Below are 12,115 nucleotides of genomic sequence, written 5' to 3'. Positions count from 1 at the left end.
TACCCAATAACCCAATAACTACTACCCATGATAGAACCTTTTGATATAGAGATAGGCGAAGTTGTTTACGCTGTATTTCCGGAAGAGGATGAGATGTACACCATTTTTAAGGATGGTGTAGAATACGTTAAAATACAGAAGGATACCGAAGGCATCTGGTTAAAACTTGACCCCGAAACCGAAATGCCTATGTTTGGCAATGACGAGGAGATCAACAACATTGGTAAAGCTATTGTACTTTACCAAGAGAATGGTGGCGCGAACGACGAGGAAGAGGACGAAGAAGAATTCGGGTAAATGAAATTTGAAACGCTTTACAACGAGTCCCTTGCCTTTTGGCCGGATGATATTGAAATTTTCGACGGCGAAAGATTGGATGATGGCGGGATCCTGTTCCTGCGTTTATCCTTGATCTATGATCGTATTGATGCCGAGATCAAGCCATTGGGCGAATGGTATGAATTGATGACTTGGGTAATATTCAAAAACCTGCATGTTATAGCTAAAAAGAAGTTTTCTCCCCGTGCATTAACATTCAGCAAAACAGAGCTTGATCCGGAATGTATCAAAACTGACTTAATCGGAAACCTAAAAGCCGATGGCTATGAAAGTATGTTGACGGAATTTGAAAGCAAAAACCGTTAATAAAATTTTGCATTGCCTGTTTAAGCTTTATACTTAAAAATCAATCAATACATCTAAAAAAATTGACCATTTGACCCAGTGTACTGTTCGGTTTATTCCTATCAGCTAAGGCTTCTATCCTGCAAAAGAAAAGCCTGCAATAATTTTATTTTCAGGCTTTTCTTTTGTTTTAACTGAATTCAGTGGAGCCGGATGGATTTGCTTTACCTTCATACCGTGCTGATATTCAATATTTTATAAGGGATAAATTTTTTACTCACCGAAACACTCACCACTTTTCGAGTACAGATTAATTGCAAAGTCCACAGGATAGAAAACCCATTTGTGGAAGGCAGGAACGTTGATATTGATATAATATATTGATTTTCAATACATTATTCTATAATTCAATTGTATAGAATTAAAATCCATTTAAAGCACCAAGTGTAAGTTGTTCTCATTCAATTTATTACTCAATTACCTAAGTCTCCTAACGGGGTGTAAGTCATCGACACCCGTAATGAAAATGAATTTGGCTGAAACTATGGCAGGTTAATTTCCGTGGCAACTAAAGCCATCAAGATACGGATCTGAAGATAAATGCTATCTATTGGTTTCATTTTGGCATACTTAATTATCGCTAAAACATTAAAGTGCAAATATAACATCGAAACTGGTCAATATTAACCAAATTTTAGAAATTATACGCTGTAGTTTTGTTTAACCAATTAGAGATTAACGACGAATCCAATTCAGTTATTCAATTTTTACGACCTTTTCATGTCTGTCAATTCTAAATAAGAACAATGGTAAAAAAGCAAAACCTTTGAGGCATTTGCGCTACAAGTGATAAAACAACAAATAAATGATACACAAAATTGAGATCAATGATAAACGTTTCGAGCTACAAACAGGCGCAGGCAGCGATGCCATACACAAGGACCCTCAATACTCTTACGCAGTTACAAAACTAAGCGACCAAGATGGGAACACAGGCACCGGCCTGGCTTTTACTTTAGGCGAGGGCAATGATCTGGTGTGCACAGCGGCTTCATTTTATGCCGAAAAAATTAAAGGCATCGACGTTGAAGATCTGATGAGTGATTTTGGAAAAACTTTTAGAGATCTATCGAATGAGCAACAATTTCGTTGGTTGGGACCTCATAAAGGAGTGGTACATTTAGGCCTGGCTTCGGTAACCAACGCCTGTTTTGATCTGTGGGCGAAAAAACGGGGCATACCGCTTTGGAAGCTTTTAATAGATCTGACTCCCGAACAACTCGTAAACACGTTAGACCTCTCCTATTTAGAAGATGTGTTAACTAAAGAAGAAGCTATAGATATGCTGAAAGGCAAATTTGATTCAAAAAAAGAAAGAGAAAGTATCTTAGCGACCGGCTATAACGGATACGACACTTCGGTGGGCTGGTTTAACTACGATGACGAAAAAGTGCGTGAGAACTGTAAAAAAGCAATGGATAATGGCTTTACTGCAATGAAACTGAAAGTAGGTTCCGCAGACCCGTTAAGAGATATACGGCGAGCCAATATTGTGAGGGAAACTGCCGGAGATAACGTTAAAGTAATGCTCGACGCCAACCAACAGTGGACCTTGCCACAAGCCATTTCCGTTTGCCACGAGCTTAAAAAAATGAACCCTTATTGGGTAGAAGAACCCACCCACCCTGACGATATTTTGGCCCACCAAACCCTTGCTAAAGAAATTGCCCCTGTAAAACTTGCGCTCGGAGAACATGTACCCAACCGCATCATCTTTAAAAATTACCTGCAAACAGGTTGCACCAGTTTTGCACAGGTTGACGCGGTACGGGTAGGTGGTGTAAGCGAGTTTATCACTATTAGCCTGATGGCGAAAAAATTTGGTGTACCCGTAGTGCCACATGTGGGTGATATGGGGCAACTACATCAACATCTGGTATTGTTTAATCATATATCCATTGGGCACGAAGCCTTATTTTTAGAGCATATTCCCCATTTAAAACACTATTTTGTAAACCCGATCACAATTAAAAATGGTGTTTATATCACCCCACAAGAACCAGGCAGTAGTTGTGATCTAAAATAACCACCTTTAATACCGAGAATATCAGCCAACAAGCCAAACTATAAATCAAATAAAATGATCAGTACAGTAGATATCATTATTACCATTGCCTATATCCTGTTTATAGTAACCATTGGTTTATGGGCGGGTACCAGGAGAAAAAAGAAGGGAGAAACATCATCTAACGATTATTTTTTGGCTGGCAAAACACTAAAATGGCCCATGATAGGTCTGGCGCTTTTTGCTACTAATATTTCCTGTTTGCATTTGGTAAGCCTGGCACAAAGCGGATTCGATAGCGGACTGCTAAATGGAAATTTTGAGTGGATGGCTGCATTTACGTTGATTCTCTTAGCCTTATTCTTTATTCCCTTTTACATTCGATCAGGCATCACCACCCTACCCGACTTTTTAGAGAAAAGATATAACAAAGCCTGTAGAGACTGGCTTGCTTTGATCTCAATTATTTCCGCAGTGATCATCCATATCGCATTTTCTTTTCTGGCTGGCGGCATCGTGCTCGAAACCTTGTTTGGTATTAACATGTACACAAGCATTATCGCAATAGCGTTGGTAACTGGTTTATATACCATTATTGGCGGTTTGAGGGCCGTGGTAGTTACCGAAACCATACAAAGTGTGGTTTTAATTTCCGGAGCTATTATTATTACCATTTTTTCGTGGAACAAGTTGGGAGGATGGGAGCACCTTACCACCATTTTACAGCAAAACAACGCCATAGATAAACTAAGTATGGTAAGGCCTGTAGGCGATGCCAGTGGCATGAGTTGGGTAGCTGTATTTTTAGGTTATCCGATCTTGGGAATATGGTATTGGTGTGCCGATCAAACCATTGTACAACGGGCCTTGGGTGCAAAAGACGAGGATCAGGCAAAAGCCGGAGCTTTGTTTTGCGGATTTATTAAAATTTTACCCGTTTTTATTTTTGTGCTACCTGGCCTGTTCGCCTATGCATTATACAAAAGTGGCGCTATGGATCTAAGCAGTCTTCAAACTGTTGTTGATGGGAAGGCTGTTTTAAACACCAAAGGCATTTATACCTTAATGATTACCCAATTATTACCATCGGGTTTAGTTGGTATTTTAGTGGCCGCTCTCTTATCGGGTTTAATGAGCCAGATTGCTGGCGCCTTAAATTCTATTGCTACGTTAAGCAGTTTTGATCTGTATAAACGCTTTTATCCAGAGGCATCTGATCAAAAAATGGTAAAGGTTGGCCGTTGGTCGGCCGGCATCGCCTTGGTCATTTCTTTGGCTTTACTGCCGTTGTTAAACCAATACGAAAGTTTATTTGCTGGTATTAACGATATTATCGCGCACATTGCACCGCCCATTACCTGTGTGTTTTTGTTAGGCATATTCTGGAAAAAAGCATCGGGCAAAGCCGCTCAATATACATTATGGCTGGGATCTTTAATAGGCGTTGTGGTTTTCACGATCAACAAACTCTACCCAGGCAGCATCATTGGTCATGTCCCCTTTATGATCATGGCTTTTTACCTGTTTTTGATCTGTGTATTCATACAGGTGGTATGCTCTTACATTTATCCGGTAACACATACACAGGAAAGCAATAAATTGTACTGGAACTCTATTTTTGAACCTTTACACGCAAAAGGATGGCCTGGCATTGGCAATTACAAAACATTATCCGCCTTGCTATTGGGTATTATGGTGGTATTGTATTATTTTTTTAAATAAACTTTCCTAACACGGCAATACTATGAATAAAATGATCAGCAAATAAAATCAAGCACCAATTAAATATTATGCGAATAAGTATTTCAAATTTTAAAAAAAGGATATGCACACTAACCATCCTTTTAGCTGTTTTAAGTGTTAATGCACAGGCTAAAAACAGCCAGGCCGCAGTTAAAGATTTTATGGACCTGCGTTTAGGTTTATTTATCCATTGGGGACCAGTAAGCCTGCGTGGCACCGAAATAGGCTGGAGCCGTGGTAATCAAGTAGCTACAGAAGATTATGATAACCTTTACAAAGAGTTTGATCCCGTTTTATTTGACGCCGATGCTATTGTTAAAACAGCAAAAGACGCGGGAATGAAATACCTCACCATTACTGCTCGCCACCATGATGGCTTTTGCCTATGGCCTACCAAATTCAACAACCATAATATCAAAAATTCTCCTTACAAAAAAGATATTGTTGGCGCTTTGAACGAGGCCTGTAAAAAGCAGGGCATCAAATTTTGCATTTATTATTCGGTGCTGGATTGGTGGCATCCAGATTATCCCAACAATGCATCTAACAGAACTGGTATTGACAATCCCAATGCAAATATGGACAAATACATACTGTATATGAAAAACCAGTTAAAAGAATTGATCACCAATTATGATCCATATATGCTTTGGTTTGATGGCCAATGGGAAAAACCCTGGACAAACGAAATGGGGATCGACATGTATAAATACCTCAAGACACTAAAACCAAATGTGATCATTAACAATAGGTTAGGTAAAGAATTTGCATCTACCAAAAACAACAAAATTGACGCCAGTAAAATGGTTGGCGATTTTGACACTCCAGAGCAAGTTGTTGGTCGTTTAAATATGGAAACACCTTGGGAAAGTTGTTTTACGATATGCAATCAATGGTCGTGGAAACCGAATGATAAAATGAAAACGTTAGCCGAATGCCTTTCGATACTCTGTAAAACTGTAGGCAGTAATGGCAACCTATTGCTAAACGTTGGCCCCATGCCAGATGGAAGAATAGAAGCCCGGCAAATATCCCGTTTAAAAGAAATTGGCGACTGGGTGAAAACCAACGGTGAAGCTATTTACGGTACATTAGGAGGACCTTACCAACCAAACACCAAGTTTTCGACCACCAGAAAAGGAAATAAAATATATCTGTGTGTACTTGGATCAGAGACAGCAACTATCCAATTAAAAAATATCCCCGATAGAAAGCTCGTAAAAGCATATACTATAAATGGCAATAAAGTAACTATAGAAAATGGGCAAAACACCTTTAATCTAACCACAACGCAAAGTAAAATACCATACATAATTATACTTGAATTTAATGCAAGTGTAGAAAATGTGGCTGTGATTGATCAAGAGTAAAAAAATAATTATAATGATGAAAAAACTTAAAGTACTATTTACAATTGTTGTAACAGCACTTCTATTTACTGCCTGTGTACAACCAAATACTGAAGAAAACGCAACCACTGGCACAAAAAATATCCAAACAGTTGTAAAACGCTTTGGATCGGTCACTGGTCTTAAACCCGAAAAAATGGATTATTACAAAAAGCTGCACGCTGCTGTGTGGCCCAAAGTACTGCAACAAATAAACCGATGTAACATCCGCAATTATTCTATTTATTTAAAAGAAATTGAAGGCAAACAATACCTGTTCAGTTATTTCGAATACGTTGGTAAAGATTTTGAAGCAGATATGAAAAAGATGGCCGCAGATACCACTACCCAACGTTGGTGGAAAGAGACAGCTCCAGCCCAAATCCCCTTACCCGATGCCGCTGCCAAAGGCGAAACCTGGAGCGCGATGGAGGAGGTATTTCATCAAAATTAATTAACAGGTAAATCAAAACTAGCATGAAACCTCAGCTAATAAAAGTTTCAAACGATCCTACGCACTCTTTTAGTGTAAGAAGAGACCTAGTTCCTTATATGAACAATAAAACGCACTACCATTCCGAAGTTGAGCTTGTTTATTTAAAAAGTGGCGTTGGAACCCAAATTGTAGGTGACAATATTAGAGGGGTGGTTCAAAAGGCTTTATATTGGAATACAGTACGGGTTACAAACCAGCGAACAGCGAAGTAGATGTATCAATTAATTATGCGGACTATTATTATATAGAAGCTTTAACAAGAAGTAATCGCAAATAAATTAAGATAATACCTGATGGTGAAACCATCCTCCACTAAAAATAAACATTAATTAAATGAAATTTAAAAAGTTATTTTTTGTAATCGCACTAAGTTGCCTTTGCAACTTAAGTAATGCGCAAAAATCTACCCAAGACCAAAAAATGAAGTGGTGGCAAGATGGGAAATTCGGCATGTTCCTTCATTGGGGCTTGTACTCACAAGCCGCAGGCGATTGGAAAGGAAAGCCGTATAAGGGCAATGAGCATTTCATGATCTATGAAAAACTTCACTTGAAAGAGTATGCAACCCTTGCGAACGATTTTAATCCCACCCTATTTAATGCAGATCAATGGGTGAAAACAGCAAAGGATGCAGGGATGAAATATATTGTACTTACAACCAAGCACCACGAAGGCTTTGCCATGTACAATTCTCCGAGCAGCGAGTATAACATCGTAAAGAAAACACCTTTTAAACGTGACCCTGTAAAAGAGCTGGCAGCTGCCTGTAAGAAAAATGGAATGAAATTTTGCTTTTATTATTCACTGGGCAGGGATTGGGAGGATCCGGATGTTGCAACCAATTGGCCCACCAAAGGAGGTCGCAGCAACCTTACAGACTATCCTAATGAAGACACCAAGGATTTTTCGAAGTATTTCGAACGTAAGGTAAAACCACAGATCTCTCAGAGCAGGTAATTTCTTCAAGTTTGGTAGATTAAATTCCGCGTATGATAGCAGCGCTGCTGTACAGGCATTTTATAAACCTTTGCAAGACAGAAAACTTGTATCTACCGGCAGGGTACTCCGCTCTGAGCACGGCATGGAAATGCTCGACTATATTTTTGCTTATCGCAAATTTAGCGCAGTGAAAAACACACAAGATCTGTTGAACGCATCATTTTCCGAGAACACTTCATCTATCTATAACGATACCGTTAAAGTAGCCTACCTTACTTATAACATGGCCAGAATAAGGAAGTATGAAGATTTTGTGAACTATGTGCAGCCTTATAAAGGCTTATTTGTTTCTGATGAGCAGAAGGCCGCATATAACAAGGTATATGAAGCATTAGGGCCTTTTGCCAAAGGTAAGGCCGGTTATAATTTTGAGTTGAAAGACGTGAATGATAAAACCTGCACATTGGCAGGCTTTAAAGGTAAAGTGGTGGTAATAGATGTATGGGCAATGTGGTGTGCACCCTGCCTGGCCGAAAAACCTAATTTCTCGAAAATAGAGGAGCAATATAAAGATAGGAACGATATTACTTTTATCGGGATATCGGTAGATGGCTTGAATGCAATAAAGCCTTGGAAGTATTTTGTAAAAAAGAAAGGCTGGACCAATACTGAACTCTTGTCAAACTTCACCGAGTCCCTTTTTAAGTACTACGGTATCGAAGGTATCCCACGTTTCCTGATCTTTGACCGGGAAGGTAAAGTAGTAACCGTGGATGCCCCTCGCCCATCAAGCCCAATATTTAAAGCATTAATAGACGAAGCATTGGCTGCGAAAAATTAAAATGTCAGATCAAAATTATACTTACATGAAAAATTTAATAAAAAGGTTTCTTCCTGCTATTATTTGCCTGGTAGCAACGGTAAGTGCATTCGCACAGTCTGAACAAACAACCATAAAAGGAACGTTTACAAAAAAATGCAATGCCGAAATTTTGTTGACCTGCAAAATTGATGGCAAGTCATTAAGAGTAGCAGGATACGCTATGGACACAACAAGCACTAAATTTTGCTTTGGTGTTCCATTTCGCGCAAACGCAAGTTACCAAATACAAATAGTGTTAATGAAAAAAGGACACCTTAGACCAGAGCCTGGTGTTAAGGCAAGCTTTCCGTTAACGTTGGGGGCAAATTCAAATTTAACTTTAACTGTTGATCCACTGCAATTAAACGAAGCGAAGCAAACCGGTTTGATGGTTGTGCAACAGCAGCAAAAATTTCAAACCGCTTCCGTTTCAGGCTCAATTACCAACTTGAATTTCGGGATAGAGGTTAATTTAGAAAAAGTTGTTGAAGGTAATAGACAAAGAATACAAAGTTACTTCATTGAAAAGGGAGCTTCATCCTATAACTTTTTGGTACCCATGGAAACTGAAGGGATTTATTATCTTTCAGTTGGAGTTAGGGGAAGACGTTTATACATCAAACCAAATGACAAGTTGGAATTGACAATTGATCTTAAAATGCGGGATCAGGTCCAATGGACCAGATCGACCCCCGAAAATGAATTGTTTTACCAATGGCAACAGTTGATTAATACAGTTCAGACCATGTCATTTTCAATAAAGCCCGATGAACCTTTATTTACAGTTGCCTACCAGGCTTTACAGCAAAAGATCCCCACTTTTTTACTGCAGGCAAAAACAGCAAATACTAAATTTAACGCAATTTTTAAGACGGCTGTTAGGCTTGACAATAATTTAATGGCCTTAACTATGCTGATCAACGCTCAAACACGGAGCGCGCGCTCAATAGGGCTAAGATACTTTTTAGATGTACCGGCTTACTACAAACAGTTCATTCCTGAAAACAAAGTAAATACAGCCAATGTGTTACAATTAGACGGAGGTAGTCAATACATTAACCTGTATGCAAAGCTTGCTTTAACCGGGCTTGAAAGCGACGCGGAGAAAATGAAACTAATGATGGGCGCAATAGCAAACGATACCTTGAAGGCCCGTTTGTTAAAGTCGCAATTAGAAACAGTAGAAGGAGTAATTGAAGTAATTAATTACAGTGAGTTTTGTGATGTGTACCTTCCCTTTAAAAAATATGCTACAACCGCATCAGCAAAAGAGAGATACAATGCTATGCAGAATAAATTTGCTGCCGATACCGCCTTTATCGGTAAATCATCGTATAATTTCATTTTGCCTGACGTAAATGGTAACATGGTATCGATGAAGGATTTTAAAGGCAAAGTGATCTTTATTGATACCTGGGCTACCTGGTGCGGTCCATGTAAAGCGCAAATTCCCTTTTTGCTCGAAATAGAAAAAGCGTATAAAGGAAACGATAATATAGTTTTTATTGGCCTTTCTATTGATAAGGAAACCGACAGGCAGAAATGGCTGGATATGTTAAAGGAAAAGGGACTTGAAGGCGTTCAACTTTTAGATAATATGGGTAAATCTTTTGCCCGCAAGTACAACATAACAGCTATCCCCCGCTTTTTAATGATCGATAAAAAAGGTAATTGGGTTGAAGTTAACTGTGCTTTACCCGATGCCCGCAACAATAAATTGAAGAATTACATTGACCGGGTTCTTGCCGCTCAATAAAAATAACCTACATATTACGCACAGCCTGCCGCTTAAAATAGCAGGTTGCGCGTTTAAGTAAACTTGCTTCATGGTTTTTTCTCAAATTTCTCATAAAGAGGGAACGGCAAATGAAGTTTTCTCTCTCCGTTATTAACGCTAATGTAAGTACTGTAATAGTTGTATTGCAGCACCCTGAACATAAACACCCTCATTGAAGTCGAATTGACACTGCTGTTATAACTACTTTCTTTTCAAAAATAACCCCCGAAACCCCCTTTTCGGGGATGCTGCCATTTTGTTCGTAGCGTTTATTTATTTTATCTTTACTTTATCTTTAAAAAGCCTTGTTCCTGAAAACGGGAATGAAAAGGCCGATCTTAATTTTTTTAAACCCCTTGTCTGTGAATGTCTCAATGCTTAGCGTTTTTTTTGCCTATATAAGACCGATAGCAGCATTGCATGTTAAAAAAAGGGGTATGATAATTTTGTATCTCCTGTGTATGGCGATTAATGCCAATGGACAAACAACCCAGATAGATAGTTTAAAAGGCCGTTTAAAACTTGCCGGCAACGATAACCAAAAACTTAAAGTAACGCTCGAGCTTTCTGCATTGGTCGCTAATTCCGATCCAATATCGGGATGGAAGTATGCCGAGGATGCGATGCAACTGGCTAATAAAATTCAATCAGATACGTTGTTGATCAAGGCAAAAAGCAGCCTTGCTACCGCTTATCTACAGATCGGAAATTATCCACGCGCCTTGCAACTTTATCAGGAAATTTTAAAAAGCAAAGCCGCCAACCCTAATGACATTTTATCAACCAATATGAATATTGGTATTATCTATTATTACGAAAGCAATTTCGCGACGGCGATATCATATTATGATAAAGCACTTTATTTGGTTGATAAAAGAAAGTTAGAAAAGGACAAAAAAAAAACCAACCTCGAAGGGAAATTATATAATAACCTTGGCATTATCTATGAGGTGTTGAAGAAGTTTGACAAGGCCGATCTGTTTTACAGTAAGGCACTGGATATGAGCAAACAGAGCAACGATCAGAATTCGACTGCACATGTTTTAATTAATTGGGGGCGATTATATTCTGCTCAAGGTAAAAGCGATCTGACACTCAGGTTTTATCTGCAAGCTTTAAATATTCGAAAAAAGACCAATAATAACTTAGGGCTCACTCAATGCTATATTAGCCTGGGGGCGTTTTACTTTGAGCAATTGAAAGATTATCGCACTGCTGAAACTTACCTGAAACAGGCTATCGCCCTGGGGCAGCATAACGGTTCATGGATAAATGTGCATCTTGCTTCAGAGTATCTTTATAAACTGTACAACCAGCAAGCGAAATATAAAGAAGCATTTGATGCGCTAAAACTTAGCAAACAAGTGAGCGATTCTTTATTCAATGCGCAGAAGACCAATAAAATAACTGAATTAGAAACGCAGTTTCAAATAGATCTTAAACAAAAAGAATTAGAGGCTAAAGAAAGAGAAAGAGATCTTTATTATGTACTTGTGGCAATTGGTTTGGGTTTCTCGTTGGTGCTCGTAAGTCTTCTTTTCTATTTGCAGCGCAATAAAGTAAAAAATTCACTGCTGGAGCAAGCCCATTTAAGGATGGAAAAGAGTAATCTTGAAAAGGACATAGAATTAAAAAACAAAGAGCTAACTACCAATATCTTGTACCTGATGCAAAAGAATGAGCTTATTGAAGATATTTGTGAAAAACTGGTTGAGATTAAAGGAGATGTGGGAGAAGATTCTAAGCAGGCCGTGCAAAAAGTCATTATACATCTTCAATCCAACCTAAGTCCCGAACTTTTACAGGAATTTGAGGTTAGGTTTAAACAAGTGCATGAAGCCTTTTTTGATGCTTTAAAAAAACAGTTCCCAAGCATTAGTCCGGGAGAGCGACGGTTGTGCGCTTTTTTAAAATTGAATATGACCACAAAAGAGATCGCGACGGTTACGCACCAAAACATTAAATCAATTGAAATTGCCCGTGCCCGTTTACGAAAAAAGTTGAATTTGACGGGTACCGATCAAAACCTGATCAACTTCTTATCTCAGTTGGGTTAGCGGATTACGATCTACCTATTTCTCAAACATTTTTTGCTTTCTCACTGCGCTATGGTAGATCTATATGAGCTGTTTTGTCACACAATTATCTGGCATCTGGCGTAACGAAGAGGTCTATCGGGCTAACCATCGCATACTTTATTAACCAATATATTGGCTCTCTT

The 12,115-nt window shown here is 38.7% G+C and carries 10 protein-coding genes and 1 pseudogene; all 11 read left to right on the top strand.

Features of this window, described 5'->3' with window-relative positions; all coding sequences use genetic code 11:
- Window positions 1-27: 27 nt before the first annotated feature.
- The 11 genes and pseudogenes from ABIN91_RS15290 (at window position 28) to ABIN91_RS15240 (ending at window position 11,951) form a co-directional block, all read left to right on the top strand.
- A complete protein-coding gene (locus ABIN91_RS15290; RefSeq protein ID WP_348052093.1) occupies window positions 28-297 on the top strand; it encodes a hypothetical protein in 270 nt (89 codons plus the stop codon).
- Window positions 298-645: a hypothetical protein gene (locus tag ABIN91_RS15285; protein WP_348052092.1), complete on the top strand. Its 348-nt coding sequence runs from the start codon at window positions 298-300 to the stop codon at window positions 643-645.
- 844 nt (window positions 646-1,489) lie between these two features.
- Window positions 1,490-2,710 (top strand): enolase C-terminal domain-like protein, encoded by a 1,221-nt coding sequence (locus ABIN91_RS15280; protein WP_348052091.1) that lies wholly within the window; start codon window positions 1,490-1,492, stop codon window positions 2,708-2,710.
- Between the two features lie 54 nt (window positions 2,711-2,764).
- The gene (locus ABIN91_RS15275) at window positions 2,765-4,411 is read left to right on the top strand and encodes a sodium:solute symporter (RefSeq protein WP_348052090.1); all 1,647 of its coding nucleotides are present in this window, start codon (window positions 2,765-2,767) and stop codon (window positions 4,409-4,411) included.
- 68 nt (window positions 4,412-4,479) lie between these two features.
- Window positions 4,480-5,802: an alpha-L-fucosidase gene (locus ABIN91_RS15270; protein WP_348052089.1), complete on the top strand. Its 1,323-nt coding sequence runs from the start codon at window positions 4,480-4,482 to the stop codon at window positions 5,800-5,802.
- A gap of 13 nt (window positions 5,803-5,815) precedes the next feature.
- On the top strand, window positions 5,816-6,274 hold the full coding sequence (locus ABIN91_RS15265; protein ID WP_348052088.1) for an L-rhamnose mutarotase: 459 nt from the start codon (window positions 5,816-5,818) through the stop codon (window positions 6,272-6,274).
- Between the two features lie 199 nt (window positions 6,275-6,473).
- Window positions 6,474-6,593 (top strand): annotated as a pseudogene (locus tag ABIN91_RS15260) (glucuronyl hydrolase); the annotation flags it as partial.
- Between the two features lie 56 nt (window positions 6,594-6,649).
- The gene (locus ABIN91_RS15255; RefSeq protein ID WP_348052087.1) at window positions 6,650-7,273 is read left to right on the top strand and encodes an alpha-L-fucosidase; all 624 of its coding nucleotides are present in this window, start codon (window positions 6,650-6,652) and stop codon (window positions 7,271-7,273) included.
- A gap of 70 nt (window positions 7,274-7,343) precedes the next feature.
- A complete protein-coding gene (locus tag ABIN91_RS15250; RefSeq protein ID WP_348052086.1) occupies window positions 7,344-8,096 on the top strand; it encodes a TlpA disulfide reductase family protein in 753 nt (250 codons plus the stop codon).
- Window positions 8,097-8,121: 25 nt separating this feature from the next.
- The gene (locus ABIN91_RS15245; protein ID WP_348052085.1) at window positions 8,122-9,873 is read left to right on the top strand and encodes a TlpA disulfide reductase family protein; all 1,752 of its coding nucleotides are present in this window, start codon (window positions 8,122-8,124) and stop codon (window positions 9,871-9,873) included.
- A 482-nt stretch (window positions 9,874-10,355) separates the two neighbouring features.
- Window positions 10,356-11,951, top strand: a complete 1,596-nt coding sequence (locus ABIN91_RS15240) for a tetratricopeptide repeat protein (protein WP_348052084.1) — start codon at window positions 10,356-10,358, stop codon at window positions 11,949-11,951.
- The last annotated feature ends 164 nt before the right edge of the window (window positions 11,952-12,115 follow it).

This window comes from Mucilaginibacter sp. (assembly GCF_039921305.1).
GTDB lineage: Bacteria > Bacteroidota > Bacteroidia > Sphingobacteriales > Sphingobacteriaceae > Mucilaginibacter.
This window is presented reverse-complemented; position numbering and strand designations above follow the sequence as displayed.

Bases quoted from the DNA above. Each gene is read 5' to 3' on its own strand.
- ABIN91_RS15285 (WP_348052092.1), top strand. From the start codon at position 298: ATGAAATTTGAAACGCTTTACAACGAGTCCCTTGCCTTTTGGCCGGAT.
- ABIN91_RS15245 (WP_348052085.1), top strand. From the start codon at position 8,122: ATGAAAAATTTAATAAAAAGGTTTCTTCCTGCTATTATTTGCCTGGTA.
- ABIN91_RS15290 (WP_348052093.1), top strand. From the start codon at position 28: ATGATAGAACCTTTTGATATAGAGATAGGCGAAGTTGTTTACGCTGTA.
- ABIN91_RS15265 (WP_348052088.1), top strand. From the start codon at position 5,816: ATGATGAAAAAACTTAAAGTACTATTTACAATTGTTGTAACAGCACTT.
- ABIN91_RS15255 (WP_348052087.1), top strand. From the start codon at position 6,650: ATGAAATTTAAAAAGTTATTTTTTGTAATCGCACTAAGTTGCCTTTGC.
- ABIN91_RS15275 (WP_348052090.1), top strand. From the start codon at position 2,765: ATGATCAGTACAGTAGATATCATTATTACCATTGCCTATATCCTGTTT.
- ABIN91_RS15270 (WP_348052089.1), top strand. From the start codon at position 4,480: ATGCGAATAAGTATTTCAAATTTTAAAAAAAGGATATGCACACTAACC.
- ABIN91_RS15240 (WP_348052084.1), top strand. From the start codon at position 10,356: ATGGCGATTAATGCCAATGGACAAACAACCCAGATAGATAGTTTAAAA.
- ABIN91_RS15280 (WP_348052091.1), top strand. From the start codon at position 1,490: ATGATACACAAAATTGAGATCAATGATAAACGTTTCGAGCTACAAACA.